The organism is Variovorax sp. RO1 (assembly GCF_002849325.1).
Classification (GTDB): domain Bacteria; phylum Pseudomonadota; class Gammaproteobacteria; order Burkholderiales; family Burkholderiaceae_C; genus Variovorax.
Map to the genome: position 1 here is coordinate 922,346 of NZ_PKMT01000002.1, position 18,557 is coordinate 940,902.

The window sequence follows — 18,557 nt, forward strand, 5'->3', positions numbered from 1 at the left end:
CAATTTCAGCATGTTGAATGTTCGCCAAATTCTAATGAGCGCTCGCGCCCGCACCGCGCTCATGGTCTGCCTTGCCGCCAGCGCGGCCGGCCTTGCGGCGTGCGGACAGCGCGGCGCGCTCTATCTGCCGACCGATCCGGCGGCCGCCCAGCGCGCCACCTTGCCCCAATTGCTCACGCCCGGCGGCTCCTCCAAAGCCTCCGACAACGAAGCGGCCCCCAAGCCCGCCGCAGCGAGCAGCGCCCCCACCTCTCCCCAGAAATGACGACGAACACCCCCCTGCCCGGCCACCCCCACATCGCCCACCGCGACGGCGCCCTGCACGTCGAGGGCGTCGCGCTCGACGCGCTGGCGCGCACGCACGGCACGCCGCTGTTCGTCTATTCGAAGCAGTGGATGCTCGACGCCCTGGCCGCCTACCAGCGCGGCTTCGAGGGCCGCGAGGCGCTGATCTGCTATGCGATGAAGGCCAATTCGTCGCTCGGCGTGCTGCGCGTGTTCGCCGAGGCCGGCTGCGGTTTCGACATCGTCTCGGGCGGCGAGCTGTCGCGCGTGCTGGCGGTGGGCGCTGACCCGAAGAAGATCATCTTCTCGGGCGTCGGCAAGACGCGCGCCGAGATGCGCCAGGCCCTGGCGGCCGGCATCGCCTGCTTCAACGTCGAGAGCGAGGCCGAGCTCGACGTGCTCAACGAGGTGGCGCTGGCCGAGAAGGTGCGCGCCCCGATCAGCATCCGCATCAATCCGAACGTCGACCCGAAGACACACCCGTACATTTCCACGGGCCTGAAGGGCAACAAGTTCGGCATCGCGCACGACCGCGCGGTGCAGGCCTACCAGCACGCCGCCCGGCTGCCGGGCCTCGAGGTGGTCGGCATCGACTGCCACATCGGCTCGCAGATCACCGAAGCCTCGCCCTACCTGGACGCCTGCGACCGCGTGCTCGACCTGGTGGAAGCCATCGAGGCGGCCGGCGTGCCGATCCATCACCTGGACTTTGGCGGCGGCCTGGGCATCGACTACAACGGCGAGGTACCGCCCAAGGCCGATGCGCTGTGGCAGCAGCTGCTCGCCAAGCTGGACGCACGCGGCTTCGGTCAGCGCAAGCTGGTGATCGAACCCGGCCGCTCGCTGGTCGGCAATGCCGGCGTGTGCGTGACCGAGGTGCTCTACACCAAGCCCGGCGAGGACAAGAACTTCTGCATCGTCGACGCGGCCATGAACGACCTGCCGCGTCCCGCGATGTACCAGGCCTTCCAGAAGATCGTGCCGCTGCGCGAGCGCGCCGGCGACGCGCCGACCTACGACGTGGTGGGCCCGGTCTGCGAAAGCGGCGACTGGATCGGCCGCGACCGCGCGCTTAACGTGGTGGCCGGCGACCTGCTGGCCGTGCTGTCGGCCGGTGCGTACTGCATGAGCATGGCCAGCAACTACAACACGCGCGGCCGTGCGGCCGAGGTTCTGGTGAGCGGCGCCACAGCGAAGCTGATCCGCCGCCGCGAGACGATGGAAGACCAGCTGCGCGCCGAGATCGACGGCTGATCCGGTCTCAGCCGGTGCGCAGCGGCTTCTCGCTGCTGCGCGCGGCCACTGCGGGCTTGGCCTGGCGCTTGCGCGCGAAATTCCAGACACGCCACGCCAGCAGCACCCCGATGATCGCGGCGTAGACGAACACTTCGGCGAAGTTGTTCTTGCCCGCGCGCATCCAGAAGAAGTGCAGCAGCCCGAGCCCCGCGATCACGTAGACCAGCTTGTGCAGCAGCTGCCAGCGCTTCGCGCCCAGGGCCTTGATCGCGCGGTTGAATGACGTGGCCGCCAGCGGCGTCAGCAGCACGAAGGCCGAGAACCCCACGAGGATGAACGGCCGCTTGGCGATGTCCTTGGCGATGTCGGCCCACTCGAAGCCCATGTCGAACCAGCTGTAGCACAAGAGATGCAGCACGACATAGAAGTACGCGAACAGGCCCAGCATGCGGCGAAAACGCGCCAGCGCGTTGAGCTTGGCGATCACGCGCAGCGGTGTCACCGCCAGCACGATGCAGATGAAGCGCAGCGTCCAGTCGCCCGTCGCGCGGATCAGGAACTCGGCCGGGTTCGCGCCCAGCCCGTCGGTGAACGCGCCGTAGGCCAGCCGCGCGAACGGCAACAGGCACAACAGGAAGATGACCGGCTTGGTCGCCGGGTGCATGAGCAGCTTGTTCAGCATGGCGCGAGGACCGGGCGGGCGCGCCCGCTCAGAAGTTCTTCTTCAGGTCCATGCCGGCGTAGAGCTGGCCGACCTGCGCCTCGTAGCCGTTGAACATCTCGGTCTTGCGCCGCTTCGCGAACAGGCCGCCGCCGTCGCCGATGCGGCGCTCGGTCGCCTGGCTCCAGCGCGGGTGGTCGACGGCCGGGTTCACGTTCGAATAGAAGCCGTACTCCTGCGCCGCCGCCTTGTTCCAGGCCGTGCTCGGCTCCTTCTCGACAAAGCGGATCTTGACGATCGACTTGGCCGACTTGAAACCGTACTTCCATGGCACCACGAGGCGCACGGGCGCACCGTTCTGGTTGGGCAGCACCTCGCCGTACATGCCGAAGGCCAGCAAGGTGAGCGGGTGCATCGCCTCGTCCATGCGCAGGCCTTCGGTGTAGGGCCAGTCGAGCACGCGCGAGCCGACGAAGGGCATGGTTTTCGGGTCGGCCAGCGTCACGAACTCGACGAACTTGGCATTGCCCTGCGGCTCGACCTTCTTGATGAGCTCGGCCAGCGAGTAGCCGACCCACGGGATCACCATCGACCAGCCTTCGACGCAGCGCAGGCGGTAGATGCGCTCTTCCTGTGCGCTGAGCTTGAGCAGGTCTTCGATGCCGTACTTGCCCGGCTTCTTGACCAGCCCCTCGACCTCCACGGTCCACGGCCGCGTCTTGAGGGTGCCGGCGTTCTTCACCGGATCGCCCTTGTCGACGCCGAACTCGTAGTAGTTGTTGTAGCTGCTCGCGTCCTTGTAGTCGGTGAGCTTTTCCATGGTCTGCGCGCCCGGCACGGCCGACTTGGCGCCCGGCAGCAGCGCCAGCTTGTGCGGGCCGGTCGTCTGGGCGAAGGCCTCGCGCCCGGCGAAGGTGGCGAGCGCCGCGCCGGCGGCACCACCGGCCATCAGCTTGAGCAGGTCGCGCCGGCCTTCGTAGGCCGCGCGCGGCGTGATCTCGCTCGACAGCGGATGGACAAAACCGGCGCCGTGGCTGCGGTGCGGGCGGGAAGGAAGCGACATGACAGGCCTTTCGCGTGAATCGGGATGCTCAGGGTAGTTCGTGACATGCCCCGGTTCGGTTACGCGCCACGGCGGCGCGTGGTTTCAATTCTTCGCGAAAGGCGCAGAACCTGCGCTCAGAGCGTGCCGTAGCTGTGCAGGCCGCTCAGGAACATGTTCACGCCGAGGAAAGCGAAGGTGGTCACGGCCAGGCCGGCCAGCGCCCACCAGGCCGCGACGGTGCCGCGCAGGCCCTTCACAAGGCGCATGTGCAGCCAGGCCGCGTAGTTGAGCCAGACGATCAGCGCCCAGGTTTCCTTCGGGTCCCAGCTCCAGTAGCCGCCCCAGGCATCGGCCGCCCACAGGGCGCCGAGCACGGTCGCGATGGTGAAGAAGGCAAAGCCGACGGTGATCGACTTGTACATGACGTCGTCGAGCACTTCGTTGGCCGGCAGGCGTGCCGCGATGCGCTTGCGCCCCAGCAGGATGCCCGCGGCGATCAGCGCCGAGATGCCCGCGTAGACCACCCAGTAGCTGCCGCCGGCTTCCTGCACGCGCTGGCGGAACGCCACCGGCACGAAGCACAGCGCCGCGCCCAACAGCCAGATCGGCGTGAGCTTGTACCAGCGGGTTTCGTTGGCCTGCTCCTTGATGAGGTAGGCGAAGGCCACCATGGCCGCGAGTGCGAAGGTGCCGTAGCCGATGAAGTTGGCGGGCACATGCAGCTTCATCCACCAGCTCTGCAACGCAGGCACCAGCGGCTGGATTTCATGCGCCTCGCGCACGATCGTGTACCAGAGCAGAAAACCGACCGCCGCGCTGACCACCAGCATCACGAAGGCGCCGAGCGCGCGCGTGTTGTAGCGCTCTTCGAAGTACAGGTAGAACGCGGCCGTCAGCCAGCAGAACAGCACGAACACTTCGTACAGGTTGCTCACCGGGATGTGGCCGATGTCCGGGCCGAGCTGGTGGCTTTCGTACCAGCGCACCATGGTGCCGATCAGCGCCATGGTCACGGCCGCCCAGGCCAGGCGGGAGCCGATCAGGTCGAAGGTGTCGGCCTGCTGCTTGCCGGCGACGAAACCGATCCAGTAGAACAGCGTGCTCATGAAGAACAGCACGCTCATCCAGAGGATGGCCGACTGGCTTGACAGGAAGTATTTGAGCCAGAACACCGAATCGGCGCGCGCCAGGTCGCCCTGGTAGGAGCTGATGGCCAGCAGCGAGGCCGCAGCCACCACCAGCGTCAGCACCCGCAGCGGGCGCCAGAACCAGCAGATGCCGATGACCGAAATCAAGGCCGCCATCAGGATCGGCTTTTCGTAGCTGTCCATCGAGGCGGCGTGGCGCATGAAGGCGAACGCGCCGCCGGCCAGCACCAGCGCCGCGAACACCCAGTCGAACAGGTTGCGGCGGGAGAGCCAGCTTTCGTGGAGCGTGAGGGTCGTGGTGTTCATGGTGACGCCGGTTCTTCTTTCTTCAGGGCGAGCAGCTTGTGCTTCAGATGCTCGAATTCGCGATCGCTGTCCAGGGTCTTGCGGTTGACCGAGAACGCCATCGTGGCGACGGTTTCGCTGGTGTCGCGGCCGTCGTTGTCTCCAGATGCGCCGCCGCCGGGTGTCAGCCACACCCACAAACGGCGCTCGCGCACGTACAGCATGGCAAAAATACCGACGATCAGCAACAGACACCCCAGATAGACGATGTTCTTGCCAGGGGCGCGCGCCACCTGGAACACGCTGGCCTGCACCTGGGTGAAGTCGGTCATCATCATCGCGACCGGCGCCGGATAGAAGTGCGCGTCGCTCAGGGCCAGCACGGCCTGCGTCAGGTAGCCCTGCGATTTCTCGTCGTTCGGCAGCGGGGCCAGGCCGGCGCTTTCGCGGCTCAGGTTGAGCACTTCGAACAACACGTCGTTGAGGATGCGCACCAGCACCGTGCCGGCGCGTTCACGCTCGGCCTCGGGCACGTTGGCTTCCATGAACTCGGCGATCGCCTGCCAGCCGCCCTGCGACGCGGCGTCGGGCTTGGCGCGCTCGGCACCCGAGAACAGCGCCAGCGCACGGGCAGCCGACACGCGCAGCTGCTCGGCCATTTCGGGGCGCTTCGGGTCGGTGGCCTTGGCGATGTAGCGCTGGATGGCGCGCTCGCGCGTGGCGGGGTCGCCCAGCGCGGTGCGCATGCGCACGAAGCCGTCCATCGACCCCTGCTCGTCGGAGGGCACGCGCAGGTAGCGGAACGGGTCTTCGGGCTTCTCGCGCATGCCCAGCAGGAACACCGGCTGGCCGTCGCCGGCGTCGACCGGCACCATGTAATTCTGGTATTCCCGCGCCTGGCCCGACGCGTCGCGCAGCTTGTAGCCGATGCTCGGGCCGATGTTGCGCAGCACCTTGGGCTTGTTGGTCTTGTTGGCGGCGCCCAGGCGCGACTCGAGGCTGTGGCGCAGGTCGACCTTGCGCACGTCGGCGCCGCTGCTCATGGTGCCGCCGTCGGCGAAATTCTCGACGTTGATCACGCGCAGCGCGGCGTACTCGAGCGTGAGCTTGTCGGTGCCGTTGGTGATTTCGGTGCTCGGGCCGCCGATGATGCCTTCGACCTCGAAGGGCTTGGCCGCAGCCGCCATCGGCACCGCCTTGAGCTTCACCGTGGAGCCGCCGTCGTCGAAGCTCGACTGATAAATCTCCACGCCCTTGTAGCTGGCCGGGTGGTTCACCTCGATGCGCGCCGGCACCTGCTCGCCGCTCTCTCGGTCATGCAGCACCACCTCGCTGGCGAACAGCTTGGGCATGCCGGTCGAGTAGTAGTCGACGATGAACTTCTTCAGCTCGATGGTGAACGGCAGCTCCTGCAGCAGCACGCCATCGGCCTGATTCAGGATGGCCACGTTGCCCCGCCCGCCCTCGGGCACGAGGATGTTGCCGCGGAAGGTCGGGTTGGCGGTCGACAGGCGGTGCTCGGGGCCCACGTCGGCGATCATGCCGCCGCCCGTGAACACGCTCTTGCCGTTGAACCAGGTCTGGGCGCGCACCACCAGGTCGCCGTCGAGCAGGCCGCCGATGCACACCAGCACGATGGCGCTGTGGGCCGCGATGTAGCCCAGCTTGTGGGCACCGCCGGCGCGCGCCGCGACCATCCAGCCCGCCGCGGCCTTGCCGTCGGCGCTGGCGTTGCGCTGCTGCAGCTTGACCTTCCAGCCGCCGCTCACGAGCAGCTGGCCGATGCGGTTGGCCGCCATGTCAGGCGTTTCCGCCAGGCGGTTCTCGGCGCGCTGGCCGAAGGCCTTGAGGCTCTGGGCGCGAATGTCTTCCTTGAAGGTGCGCAGGTCGATCAGGATGCGCGGCGTGTTGCGCGCGACGCACAGCGACGTGCTGATCACCAGGAACAGCAGGATCAGCATGAACCACCAGGCGCTGTAGACCGAATCGAGCCGGGCCGCGCGGAACAGCTCGGCCCAGAAGGGCCCGAACTGGTTGATGTAGTTGTTGATCGGCTCATGCTGCTTGAGCACGGTGCCGATGATCGAGGCGATGCAGATGACCGTCAGCAGCGCGATCGCGAAGCGCATCGACGACAGCAGTTCCACCGCGGCGCGAAGCAGCTGCGGGCCGCGATGCACGCGAAGGCCATGGGTGGAAACGGTCATCGGAAGGGAACCAGGAAAGGGGAAAAAACAAAAGGGCGGGCCATCCTGCTGGATCGGCCCGCCCTTTGTTTGGGATTTTTATCGGCGGTTAGTTCACGCTGGACAGCGCGACAGCGGAAATCAGCGCAGGCCGGCGATGTAGTCGGCGACAGCCTTGATTTCGCGGTCGTTGAGCTTGGCGGCCACGCCGTTCATGGGCGAGCTGTTCAGGCGGACGTTGTCGCGGAAGGCCACGAGCTGGGTCACGGTGTAGTCGGCGTGCTGGCCGCCCAGGCGCGGGTACTGGGCCGGGAGGCCGGCACCGTTCGGGCTGTGGCAGCCGGCGCAGGCGGGGATCTGGCGATCGCCGATGCCGCCGCGGTAGATCTTTTCGCCGAGGGCGACCGTGTCCTTCTCTTTCGAGAAGCCCGGCTTGATCTTCTTGGAGCCGACGAACCAGGCGATGTTGCGCATGTCTTCTTCGGACAGCGCCGACGCCAGCGGCTTCATGATCGCGCTCTTGCGCTTGCCGGACTTGAAGTCCTGCAGCTGCTTGAGGATGTATTCGGGGTGTTGTTGCGCCAGCTTGGGGTTGGCTGCGATGGCCGAGTTGCCGTCCGCGTTGTGGCACGAAGCACAGCTTTGGCTGTTGGCCGGCGTCGCGTTGAACAGCGTGTCGCCCTTGGCGGGATCGGGCTTGGCCGGCTTGGCGGCTGCCGCTGCGGGGGCAGCGGCATGCTCATCGGCTGCAAAACTCGCGCTGGCTGTGACGCCCATGAGGGCTGCAAGCAGAATATTGGCAAACAACTTCATATCGGGGGCTTAGATTTATGGCGCAAAACCCCGCGATTCTACAATGGCGCCCCGTTCCGAAAGCCCATTGATGACCTCCCCGCGCGCCAAGTCCGCCGCTTATCCTCCCCGCGCGGCCCCTGCCGTGGACCCGCAGGTCGCTGAACGCGAGCGCGTGGCCCTGGGTTGGCTGCACACCGCCCACTTCCTGACCAGCGCTCCGCAGCTGGAACACCTGCCCCCGGTCGACCTGCCCGAGATCGCTTTCGTCGGCCGTTCCAACGCCGGCAAATCGACCGCCATCAACACCCTGACGCAGCAGACGCGCCTGGCTTTTGCCTCGAAGACGCCGGGCCGCACGCAGCACATCAACCTGTTCGGCATCGGCAAGCAGAAGGTCGACGACGCCGTGCTGGCCGACCTGCCCGGCTACGGCTACGCGGCCGTGCCGAAGGAAGCCAAGCTGCGCTGGCAGCGCGTGATGGGCAACTACCTCATGACGCGCGAAAGCCTGCGCGGGGTTGTCCTGATGTGCGATCCGCGCCACGGTCTGACCGAGCTCGACGAGATCCTGCTCGACGTGATCCGCCCGCGTGTGCAGCAAGGCCTCAAGTTCCTGATCCTGCTGACCAAGTCCGACAAGCTCACGCGCAGCGAAGCCGCCAAGGTGCTGTCGATTACGCGACTGAACGCCGGCGGCGGCGAGGTCAAACTGTTCTCGGCCCTGAAGAAGCAAGGGGTCGGCGAGGCGGCCGAGTTGCTGTGGCGCTGGGTGCATCCCGACGACGCTGCCGCGGCACCGGCGACACCGGTGGCACCCGAGCCGCCACCGGCCGAAGACGCCTGATGCGCTAGAGGAACCGGCTGCATCGAGCGCCTCGCCTGCGAAGTTCACTATCAAAAGAATAGCGACAGTCAACCCAAGGAGACACGAAGCATGATCGAGACCTTCCAACGCGGCCTGCCCAACGGCACCACCCTGAGCTGCCGCGCCGCCGGCAAGCCGGGCCAGCCGCTGATGGTGTTCCTGCACGGCTTTCCCGAGGCCGCGTTCATCTGGGACGAGCTGCTCGCCTACTTCTCGGACCCGGCCCATGGCGGCTACCGCTGCGTGGCGCCCAACCTGCGCGGCTTCGAGAAGTCCAGCGCCCCCACGGAAGTGGCCGACTACAAGGCCCACCTGCTGATCCAGGACATCCAGCAGCTCGTCGCCACCGAGAGCGCCGACGGCACGATGGCCGCGCTGGTCGCCCACGACTGGGGCGGCGCCTTCGCCTGGGGCTACGCCAACGCCTTCCCGCAGCAGGTCGGCAAGCTGGTCATCATCAACTCGCCGCACCCGGGCACCTTCACGCGCGAACTGCGCAACAACCCGGCGCAGCAGCAGGCCAGCGCCTACATGCACTTCCTGGCGCGCCCCGATGCCGAAGCCCTGCTCGCGGCCGACGACTTCAAGCGCATGTGGCCCTTCTTCCTGCTGATGAAGGCCGGCCCGGACGGCTTCGGCTGGCTCACCGAAGAGGTGAAGCAGCAGTACCGCGAAGTCTGGAGCGCGGGCCTCACGGGCGCCTGCAACCTGTACCGCGTGACGCCGATGAAGCCGCCGCTGCCGGGCCAGACCGTCGACAGCATTCCGGTGCTGCCGCGCGAACGCCTCACGGTGAACATGCCGACCTTCGTGTTCTGGGCGCTCGACGACGCAGCATTGCTGCCGGGCCTGCTCGAAGGGCTGGAAGAGTACGTGCCGAAGCTCGAGGTCAAGAAGGTGCCGAACGCCACCCACTGGATCGTGCACGAGCAGCCGCAGCTGGTCGTGCGTGAGATCGAGGGCTTCCTGGCCCGCAATCAGTAGATCGGAGGCTCGCCTTCAGGGCGCGTTTTAAAGCGCCGATGCACCCAGTAGTACTGGGACCGCATCGTGTCGATGTAGCCCTGCAGGCGCTCGTTCATGAGCGCCGTGTCGGCCTCGACGTCGTCGGTCGGGAAGTTCTGCCACGCCGACAGCACCTGGATCTCGTAGCCGCCGGGCGTGAGCTTCGCCACCACCGGCACCACCTTGGCCTTGCCCAGCCGCGCAAAGCGCGAGAGTGACGGCACGGTGGCCGCCTGCACGCCGTAGAACGGCACGAAGATGGTCTGGTCGCGCCCGAAGTCCATGTCGGGCAGCAGGTACAGCAGGCCGCCCTTGCGCAGCCCCGAGAGGATGGGCTTGATGCCGTCGACCCGGTTGAGCGCCGCCACATCGCCGAAGCGGGTGCGGCCTTCGCGAATCCAGGCGTCGACCATCGGGTCGCGCTGCGTCGTGTAGATCGTGGCCGACGGGCGCGCCGTGTGCATGGTGAGCGCGGTGGCCGCGGCATCGAGCCCGTAGAAGTGCGGCGCGAACAGGATCATCGGCGCGTCGCCCTCGGCGATCTCGCGGATCTCCGAGGCAGAACCGACGATCTTGAGCCGGCTCTTCACCACCTGTTCGGGCGCATGCCAGAGCCAGCTGCGGTCCAGCCACGACTGCGCGACGAAGACGAAGGTCTCGCGTGCGATGGCGCGGCGCTCGGCCTCCGATTTTTCGGGGAAGCACAGGGCCAGGTTGCGATCGACCACGCGCCGCCGCGGCACGGCGATGGTGTGCAGCACGCGACCAAGAACCTTGCTGAAGCCGCGCACGAGCGGCAGGGGCAGCGGGGCCAGCACCCGCATGAAGCCGATACCGAGTCGGGAGCTGAGGCTCATGGCGCAGCCCCTCCAGCCGCAGCCACCACGGTGGGTTCGCCGCGCGGCTCCTTGTAGCGCGCGTAGTCCCAGACGTACTGGCCTGGCAGGCTGTGGATCAGGCGGCCGATGCCGTCGTTCATGGCAGCAGCGGCGTCTTCGATCGAGGCCTTGGGGTCGGTGAGCGCGGTGCCGACGATCGGCTCGAAACGGATCACGTAGCCCGCGCCGCGCGGCAGGCGCTCGCACACGCTGAGGAAGCAGGCGGCGCCGGTCTGTTGGGCCAAACGGGGAAGCAGGGTCATGGTGTAGGCGGGGCGGCCGAGGAAAGGCGCCCACACGCCCTGCCCCATCGGCGGCACCTGGTCGGGCAGGATGCCGGTGTAGCCGCCGCTGCGCAGCGTGCGGATCAGGCCGCGCACGCCGGTGTTGTTGGTCGGCAGGGTCTGCAGGCCGGGCCGGTCGCGCGAGCCCGCGGCGATCAGGTCGGCCATCCACTTTTTGCGCGCCGGACGGAACAGCGCGGTGATCGGCCCGAAGTCTGCGAGGAAGCGCTCGCCGATGGCCTGGCCGCACATCTCCCAGCTGCCCAGGTGCGGCGCCACGAGGATCACGCCCTTCTTCGCGCGCATGGCGGCCTCGAAGGCCTCGACGCCTTCCCAGCGCACCACGCGCGTCAGCACGCTCTCGCCCTGCGGGCGCAGCCACAGCCAGGGCAGTTCGGAGGCCATGTGGCCGGCGGCAGCGATGGCGGGACGGTACTGCGCGGGCGAGAAACCGGCGCTCTCGGCGTTGGCCTTGAAGCGGCGGCGGTAGTCCGGCGCGCACCACCAGACCAGCCATCCCAGCAAGGCGCCGAGCCGATGCATCAACGGCATCGGCACGCGGGCAAGCAGGCGGAACAGGGTGATCATTGAACGGGGAGGGGGAGAGAGTCAGGAAGCGTCAAAAGGCGGACGCGCGCGCATGGTATTGCGCGGCTCGAATAGAATGCAAATTGTCGCCGAGTTACGGAACAACTTGCAGGGCGACACCCACAAGCGCGAATGCGGTTGTGTCCCGTCGATTCTTCGACATCTGCTAAAGCGTTCGCCAGGGCTCCGCAGAGTTGGCAACGCGCCAATTGCAACTTCAAGGAGTGACTACAGTGGCGAACGACTTTCTCTTTACCTCCGAATCGGTCTCCGAAGGCCATCCCGACAAGGTCGCGGACCAGATCTCGGACGCGATCCTCGACGCGATCTTCGAACAAGACCCCCGCAGCCGCGTGGCAGCCGAAACGCTGACCAACACCGGCCTCGTGGTGCTCGCCGGTGAGATCACGACCAACGCGCACGTCGACTACATCCAGGTCGCGCGCGACACCATCAAGCGCATCGGCTACGACAACACCGAGTACGGCATCGACTACAAGGGCTGCGCGGTGATGGTCTGCTACGACAAGCAGTCCAACGACATCGCCCAGGGCGTGGACCACGCGTCCGACGACCACCTGAACACCGGTGCCGGCGACCAGGGCCTGATGTTCGGCTACGCCTGCGACGAGACGCCCGAGCTGATGCCCGCGCCGATCTACTACGCGCACCGCCTCGTGGAGCGCCAGGCCCAGCTGCGCAAGGACGGCCGCCTGCCCTTCCTGCGCCCTGATGCCAAGAGCCAGGTCACGATGCGCTACGTGGACGGCAAGCCCCACAGCATCGACACCGTGGTGCTCTCCACCCAGCACAGCCCCGACCAGAGCGAAACCTCGACCAAGATGAAGGCCTCGTTCAACGAAGCCATCATCGAAGAGATCATCAAGCCCGTGCTGCCCAAGGAATGGCTGCAGAACACGCGCTACCTGATCAACCCGACCGGCCGCTTCGTCATCGGCGGCCCGCAGGGCGACTGCGGCCTCACCGGCCGCAAGATCATCGTCGACACCTACGGCGGCGCCTGCCCGCACGGCGGCGGCGCGTTCTCCGGCAAAGACCCGTCGAAGGTCGACCGCTCGGCCGCCTACGCCGCGCGCTACGTGGCCAAGAACATCGTGGCCGCCGGCCTGGCGCGCCAGTGCCAGATCCAGGTGGCGTACGCCATCGGCGTGGCCCAGCCGATGAACATCACGGTCTACACCGAAGGCACCGGCGTGATCTCGGACGAGAAGATCGCCGAACTCGTGCGCGAGCATTTCGACCTGCGCCCGAAGGGCATCATCCAGATGCTCGACCTGCTGCGCCCGATCTACCAGAAGACCGCCGCCTACGGCCACTTCGGCCGCGAAGAGCCCGAGTTCACCTGGGAAGCGACGACGCAAGCCGCGGCACTGCGCGCTGCGGCCGGCCTCAAGTAAGCACACAGCAAGCTGGCCTAAAGGCCCGCCGTCCCCTCGGGGCGGCGGGCCTTTGTCATGGCGCGTTCGTTCAGAAGCGGTACGCGCCGCTCAGGCCCAGTGTCCAGTTGCGCCCCGGTGCGGGTTCGTAGAAGCGCGCATTGCCTTCGTTGACGATGACCGAGCCCATGTAGCGCCGGTCGAACAGGTTGTCGACGCGCGCGAAGGCGTTGAAATCCCAGCGCTCCCACTTCTTCAGGTAGCCGGCGTACAGCGCCGCCACGGCGTAGCCGTGCGCGCTCACGGTGTTCAGGTCGTTGGCCTGGATGCGGCTCAGCGCACGCATCTCGACACCCGCGCGCCAGCCCTCCGGCGGCACCCAGCCGAGCGAGGCGAACAGCGATTGCCGCGCGATGCCCGGGATGCGGTTGCCCGCGTTCACCGCGTTGCTGCCCGCGCAGGGCGACGGCGAGCAGAACGCATCGCGGTAGGTCGCGTCCAGCCACGTGTAGGCGACCTGCGTGCGCCAGTGGTCGGCCGTTTCGTGCTGCCACCCCAGCTCGAAACCGTTGCGCCGCGTGCGCCCGGCGTTCTGGAAGGTCGCGCGACCGCCGCTGTTGGTGGCGGTGACGATCTCGTCGCGCGTGCGGGTGTGGAACAGCGCCGCCGTCAGCAGGCCGCCGGCCAGCCGCGCTTTCGCGCCCACTTCGAGGCTGTCGTTCACCGAAGGCCGCAGCCCGAAGTTGAGCCCGCTCGCGCCGCCCGGGCGGTACGACAACTCGTTGAGCGTCGGCGTCTCGAAGCCACGGCCGACCGAGCCGTATACCGCGAGATCGGGCGTGGCCTGGTAGCGCAGCGACGCCACGGGCAAGGTCTTGCTGTAGCTCGCGCTGCCGCTGTCGTCGCGGTTCGCGCCACCGATGTAGAGGTCGTGCGAATCGAAATGCACGCGGCTGCGGCGCACGCCGGCCTCGAGCGTCCAGCGCTCGGCGAAGCGCCAGGCCGCCTGTGCATAGGGGTCGAGGTTCCAGACCTCGTTGCGCTCGTTGCGGCGCAAGCGCCCCTGCACGCCCAGCACGGGCATCGCCGCGGACCCCTGGTAGTTCTCGTAGCCGCGGCGGCGCTCGCGCAGGCTGTCGTAGCCCAGGCCCGCCACGAGGTCGAAGGGCCGGTCGGCCAGCTGCAGCGTGGCGGTCCAGCGCAGGTCGACGCCGCCGTACTGGCGCGTGAGGTCGATCACCCCGCCCGCATGCAGCGGGCTCTGCTGCGCCGACGGCGGGATCGACTGGAACTGCACGGTCTTGCGCTCGCCGCCATAGACCATGAACTGCAGCGCCTGCTCGGCATTGAGGCGCCGCTCGTAGCGCAGACCGACCTGCGTCTGCTCGACCGTCTTGCGCGTGTCGTACTGCAGCGCGAGCGGCGCCTTGCGCGGTGCCTGCGCGACCTGCTCGGCCGTCAGGCCCAGCGGGTCTTGCGCCTCGATGCGCACGCTGTTGAACACGAGCGTCAGCTTGTCGCCGTTATCGAGCGCAACGCCCAGCTTGCCGTTCGCGATGTTGCGCCGCGCGGCGCTCTGCTCGCGCCAGCCGTCGGTGCGAAAGTGGCTCGCGCCGAGCAAATAGTCGACAGCGCCCTGCGCGCCGCTGAGCTGCAGCGACTGGCGCCAGCTGCCGAAGCTGCCGCCCGCCAGCGAATAGGACAAGCGCGGCGCGCCCTCCCCCGAGGCCGTGAACGCCTGCACCACGCCGCCCGACGAATTGCCGTACAGCGCCGAGAACGGTCCGCGCAGCACCTCGACGCGATCGACCGAGCCGATGTCGATGTTCGAGGTCTGCCCCTGTCCGTCGGGCAAGGTGGCCGGAATGCCGTCGACGTACAGGCGCACGCCGCGCACGCCGAAGGTGGAGCGCGCGCCGAAGCCACGCACCGACAGCTGCAGGTCCTGCGCGTAGTTCATGCGGTTCTGCACCTGCAGGCCGGGCACGGCGCCCAGGCTTTCGGACAGGTTGACCTGCATCCGGCTGTCGCGCATCTCGTCGCCGTCGACGCGATCGACCGAGCCGGGCACGAGAAAAGGAGACAGCGCGCCGCGCGGCGTGGAGACGGTGACATCGCGCAGCGTGCCGGCTGGCACTGCGGCAGGTTGCTGGCCGTGCACGGCCAGCGGAGCGCCCAGGATCAGCAAGCGAAGCGGGTAAGAGAGTGCGGCATTCATCGGCACCGATTCTGCGTCGGTGCCCTGCCCCTTTCGCCTAGCGCGAACCCGTGCGCGGCGACCGGCGCCAGCCGTACCAGGCGCACACGAGCACCGGAATGCCCAGGCCCACCCAGGCCACCATGTCGCCGAAGCCGCCGTCGCTGAACAGCGCGGTGATGAGGCCGATGGTGGTCAGCACGCCCAGCACGATCGGCCAACCCCACATGCGCCAGAAGGACTGGTGCGGTGCCTTGTGGTGCGCCGTCATGCCTGCACCTTCATGGCCGGTGCCGGATCAGGCTGCGGGCCCGAGGCCGAAGGCGGTGCGCGCTCCGTGGCGGGCGACGCCGTGGTCGATGTCCGGGCCGGCACGGTGTTGCCACGCTTGAGCCACAGGTACAGCCCGCTGCCCAGCACGATGATGGTCGCGATGTCGAGCAGCGCCCACAGGATCTGCATCGGCATGCCGCCGTAGTCACCGAAGTGCAGCGGCTGCGACACCAAGAGGCCCGTGAGGTACCACGGCATCTTCGGCGCCGCCGTGACTTCCGCCGTCTTGGCATCGACCAGCACCGGCTGCAGCAGCTTCGAGGTGAAGGGCTCGTTGCCGCGCAGGAAGAAGGTCGTGTGGTGCGGGCTCGAGAACGAGGTGCCCGGGAAGGCGATGAACGACAACTTCATGCCGGGCGCCTTCTGCATCGCGCCTTCCATCGAGCGCTGCAGCGAGCCGCGCTCGGCCACCGGCACCACCGGCTCGTTCTTGTAGGGGGCGAGCAGCGTGCTCAGCTGGTCGTACTGCCAGTACTTGATGATCAGGTCGGCCCAGGTGTTGATCATGCCGGTGGAGCCCACCACGAACAGCCACACCAGCGTGACGATGCCCAGCAGGTTGTGCAGGTCGAGCCACTTCAGGCGCGGGCGCTTCTCTCGCCGCACGGTGCCGAAGTCGAGCTTGCGCATGAACGGCGAATACAGCACCACGCCCGAGACGATGGCCACCAGCAGCAGCAGGCCCATGAAGCCCAGGAACAGCTTGCCCGGCAGCCCTGCGAACAGGTCGACGTGCAGCTTGAACATGATGTACATGAAGCCCTGGCTGAACTCCGGCTGCGCCAGCACGACGCCGGTGCGCGCATCGACCGCCACCGACTTGAAGTCTTCGGTGGGTTCGGGCGTGGGCGTGAGCGTGACGAACCACAGGCCGTCGTCATCCTCGGGCTGCGAGACGAACTGCACCACGCGGTCGGGGTGCTTGGCGCGGCCGATCTCGACCACCTTGTCCAGGCTGATGCGCGGCGTGTTCGCCGGCATCTTCGGCGCATCGACCTCGGTGCCCAGCAGGTGGCCGATCTCGTGGTGGAAGATCAGCGGCAGGCCGGTGATGCACAGCAGCAGCATGAACACCGTGCAGACGAGGCTGCTCCACTTGTGGACCCAGGCCCAGGTCTTGATCTTTCGGCTGTCCATGTCGTCGTGCGTCGTTGGGTGGGAAAAGGCTAGAAGCGGTAGGTGGCGCTCGCCACGATGTTGCGTCGCGCACCGTACCAGCAGTCACCGCGCGAGAGGCAGGTGCTGAAATACACCTTGTCCGTCACGTTGTTGATGTTGAGCGCATAGCGCCACTGGGCCGTATCGTAAGCAAACACCAGGTCGGCCAATGCAACGCCCGGTATCCGCGGACCGGTGCCGAACTGCGTGTCGCGGAACGAGCTCATCACGCGCACGCCGGCGCCGGCCGAGAAGCCGCTCATGCCGGCCACCGAGAACTTGTACTTCGCCCAGAAGCTGGCCTGGTGCTTGGGCAGGCCTTCGATCTGCGCGTCGGCGTCGGTGTAGTTGTAGTGGGCGATCAGGTCGAGGTTGGCGCCCACCGAGCCCTTGGCTTCCAGCTCCACGCCCTTGGTCTTGGTCAGGCCGCGCTGCGAGAACACCTTCGGCTGCTCTTCGACGATCTGGTTCTTCTCGCGCAGGTCGTACACCGCGGCGCTGAAGGCCAGGGCACGGTCCTTGGGCTCGTACTTCACGCCCGCTTCCCACTGCTCGCCGCGCAGCGGCGAGAAGATGCGGCCTTCGCGCGGCGACTGCGGCGTGAACGACTCGCTGTAGCTCAGGTACGGCGACCAGCCCGAGGGATGCGCGTACATCACGCCCAGGCGCTTGGTGGTGGCGCTGCTCTTTTGCTCGTCGCTGCCGACGGCGCTGGAAACGGCGCGGTCATGGCGCAGGCCGGCCACGAAGATCCAGTTGTCGAGCTTGATCTGGTCCTGCAGGTACAGGCCGGTCTGGCGCTGGCGGGTGCGCGGACGCGCCACGCGCTCGGGCTCGTCGAGGTGCCCGTACACCGGCGCATAGATGTCGATGGTGTCGGCCGTGGTGCCGCCCCAGACGTTCTCGCGCTGGCGCGCGTAGTCTGCACCGATCAACAACGTGTGCTTGAGCGCGCCGGTCTGGAAGTGGCCTTCGACGTGGTTGTCGAGTGTCTGCGTGCGGTTGCGGGTCAGCTGGCTGTCGTAGTAACGGGCCAGCACGCGCTTGAAGATCGGGTCGGTCGACCAGCTGTCGAAGCCGCTGAACGCGCCGCCGTAGTGGTAGCGGTTGTCGTTTTCGTTCTTCGCGTAGCGAAAGTTCTGGCGCACGGTCCAGCTGTCGTTGAACTTGTGCTCGAACTGCCAGCCGAAGGTCTGGCGCTCGCTGTTGTAGTAGTCGCTGGGCTCGCCGATGAAGCGGCTGGCCGGCACGCGGCCGAACGGCGCCGGCAGCAAGGTGCCTTCCCACGGCAGGAACTGCGAGCTGCTGCCGCTCTTGTCTTTTTGCCACAGGCCTTGCAGCGTCAGCGAGGTCGCCGAGTTGGGTCGCCAGGTGAGCGACGGCGCGATCACGCTGCGGTCGTCGGGCACGTAGTCCACCTGCGAATCGGACTTGCGCTGCAGCGCGATCAACCGGTACGACAGCGAGCCGTCGGCGTTCAGCGGGCCGGTCAGGTCGGCCTGCACCTGCTTGCGGCCGAAGCTGCCGAACTGCACGCCCACTTCGCGCTGGGCCTCCTGCAGCGGTCGCTTGCTGACCATGTTGACCACGCCCGCCGCGGTGCCCGCGCCGAACAGCATGCCCGAGGGGCCGCGCAGCACTTCGAGGCGCTCCAGCGTGTAGGGCTCGGTGCGCGTCGTGCTGGTGTAGTAGCCGTAGGCCTGGCGCAGGCCATCCAGATAGATGTCGGGGTAGGCGCCGCGCACGCGGATCGAGTCGGTCCGCGAATCGACACCGTAGGCGTCGGAGCGCACGCCCGCCGCGTAGTTGAGGGCGTCCTGCAGGTTGTTGGCGCCCTGGTCGACCATCTGGTCGCGCGTGATCACGGTGACGGACTGCGGCGTTTCCGACAGCGGCGTGTCGGTCTTGGTGGCGGTGACGGCGTTCTTCGCGCGGTAGCCGATCACCGGTGAGGTGGCGGTTTCGGCTTCGGCGTTCGCATCGACGCGCACTTCAGGCAACGAGCCCGAACTGCCTGTTTGCGCCAGCACATGCTGCTGCGCGTAGATCGCCAGACAGCCCACCAGCACCGAGGCGGCCCTGCGCCGCGCCAAGATTCTTGCCATGTTTTTATCGCTCAGTGAACACTATTGATAACAATTCGCATTCTATTGTCAAGAAAGTCGCGGTCCACGGGTTTTCCAGCAGCAGGGCGAGAGGTGTTGCAAAAGT

16 protein-coding genes are annotated in these 18,557 nt (G+C 67.3%); 5 read left to right on the forward strand and 11 right to left on the reverse strand.

The genetic code is table 11. The annotated features are described in order from the left end of the window. Positions 1-10: 10 nt before the first annotated feature. Positions 11-265, forward strand: coding sequence for an LPS translocon maturation chaperone LptM (gene lptM, locus CY658_RS15440; RefSeq protein ID WP_101491022.1), 255 nt, complete (start codon positions 11-13; stop codon positions 263-265). Further along, complete coding sequence (lysA, locus tag CY658_RS15445) at positions 262-1,539, forward strand: diaminopimelate decarboxylase (RefSeq protein ID WP_101491023.1); 1,278 nt, start codon at positions 262-264, stop codon at positions 1,537-1,539. Before lptM ends, lysA begins: the two co-directional genes overlap by 4 nt. 7 nt (positions 1,540-1,546) lie before the next feature. Here the strand turns inward: lysA and CY658_RS15450 are convergent, their stop codons facing one another. The 5 genes from CY658_RS15450 to CY658_RS15470 form a co-directional block, all read right to left on the reverse strand. Continuing rightward, positions 1,547-2,200 carry a sulfite oxidase heme-binding subunit YedZ gene (locus CY658_RS15450; protein ID WP_101491307.1) on the reverse strand — a complete coding sequence of 218 codons (654 nt, stop codon included), beginning with the start codon at positions 2,198-2,200 and terminating at the stop codon, positions 1,547-1,549. A gap of 31 nt (positions 2,201-2,231) precedes the next feature. Next, a complete protein-coding gene (msrP, locus tag CY658_RS15455; RefSeq protein WP_101491024.1) occupies positions 2,232-3,245 on the reverse strand; it encodes a protein-methionine-sulfoxide reductase catalytic subunit MsrP in 1,014 nt (337 codons plus the stop codon). A 116-nt stretch (positions 3,246-3,361) separates the two neighbouring features. Continuing rightward, the gene (ccsB, locus tag CY658_RS15460; protein WP_101491025.1) at positions 3,362-4,681 is read right to left on the reverse strand and encodes a c-type cytochrome biogenesis protein CcsB; all 1,320 of its coding nucleotides are present in this window, start codon (positions 4,679-4,681) and stop codon (positions 3,362-3,364) included. After that, positions 4,678-6,867 (reverse strand): cytochrome c biogenesis protein ResB, encoded by a 2,190-nt coding sequence (locus CY658_RS15465; RefSeq protein WP_101491026.1) that lies wholly within the window; start codon positions 6,865-6,867, stop codon positions 4,678-4,680. Before CY658_RS15465 ends, ccsB begins: the two co-directional genes overlap by 4 nt. A gap of 120 nt (positions 6,868-6,987) precedes the next feature. Beyond that, positions 6,988-7,659 (reverse strand): c-type cytochrome, encoded by a 672-nt coding sequence (locus CY658_RS15470; protein WP_101491027.1) that lies wholly within the window; start codon positions 7,657-7,659, stop codon positions 6,988-6,990. Between the two features lie 70 nt (positions 7,660-7,729). Here CY658_RS15470 and yihA point away from each other — a divergent pair, with 70 nt between their 5' ends. Both yihA and CY658_RS15480 read left to right on the forward strand, forming a co-directional pair. After that, positions 7,730-8,485, forward strand: coding sequence for a ribosome biogenesis GTP-binding protein YihA/YsxC (gene yihA, locus CY658_RS15475; protein WP_101491028.1), 756 nt, complete (start codon positions 7,730-7,732; stop codon positions 8,483-8,485). Positions 8,486-8,575: 90 nt separating this feature from the next. Continuing rightward, positions 8,576-9,490 (forward strand): alpha/beta fold hydrolase, encoded by a 915-nt coding sequence (locus CY658_RS15480; RefSeq protein WP_101491029.1) that lies wholly within the window; start codon positions 8,576-8,578, stop codon positions 9,488-9,490. Here the strand turns inward: CY658_RS15480 and CY658_RS15485 are convergent. After that, on the reverse strand, positions 9,484-10,368 hold the full coding sequence (locus tag CY658_RS15485; RefSeq protein WP_101491030.1) for an LpxL/LpxP family acyltransferase: 885 nt from the start codon (positions 10,366-10,368) through the stop codon (positions 9,484-9,486). The genes CY658_RS15480 and CY658_RS15485 overlap by 7 nt on opposite strands. Further along, entirely contained in the window at positions 10,365-11,261 is an 897-nt protein-coding gene (locus CY658_RS15490) for a lysophospholipid acyltransferase family protein (protein ID WP_101491031.1), read from the reverse strand. The genes CY658_RS15485 and CY658_RS15490 overlap by 4 nt, the downstream gene beginning before the upstream one ends. A gap of 233 nt (positions 11,262-11,494) precedes the next feature. Here CY658_RS15490 and metK point away from each other — a divergent pair, with 233 nt between their 5' ends. Next, complete coding sequence (metK, locus tag CY658_RS15495; RefSeq protein ID WP_101491032.1) at positions 11,495-12,679, forward strand: methionine adenosyltransferase; 1,185 nt, start codon at positions 11,495-11,497, stop codon at positions 12,677-12,679. Between the two features lie 70 nt (positions 12,680-12,749). On the opposite strand, the gene CY658_RS15500 is transcribed toward metK, so the two are convergent. From CY658_RS15500 to CY658_RS15515, 4 genes are read right to left on the reverse strand one after another with little or no spacing between them, the layout of a single operon-like run. Then, complete coding sequence (locus CY658_RS15500) at positions 12,750-14,876, reverse strand: TonB-dependent receptor (protein ID WP_101491033.1); 2,127 nt, start codon at positions 14,874-14,876, stop codon at positions 12,750-12,752. 37 nt (positions 14,877-14,913) lie between these two features. Further along, positions 14,914-15,126, reverse strand: a complete 213-nt coding sequence (locus tag CY658_RS15505; protein WP_101491034.1) for a hypothetical protein — start codon at positions 15,124-15,126, stop codon at positions 14,914-14,916. Continuing rightward, positions 15,123-16,325 carry a PepSY-associated TM helix domain-containing protein gene (locus CY658_RS15510; RefSeq protein WP_101491035.1) on the reverse strand — a complete coding sequence of 401 codons (1,203 nt, stop codon included), beginning with the start codon at positions 16,323-16,325 and terminating at the stop codon, positions 15,123-15,125. The genes CY658_RS15505 and CY658_RS15510 overlap by 4 nt, the downstream gene beginning before the upstream one ends. Positions 16,326-16,354: 29 nt before the next feature. Continuing rightward, positions 16,355-18,451 (reverse strand): TonB-dependent siderophore receptor, encoded by a 2,097-nt coding sequence (locus CY658_RS15515; protein ID WP_101491036.1) that lies wholly within the window; start codon positions 18,449-18,451, stop codon positions 16,355-16,357. Positions 18,452-18,557: the final 106 nt, after the last annotated feature.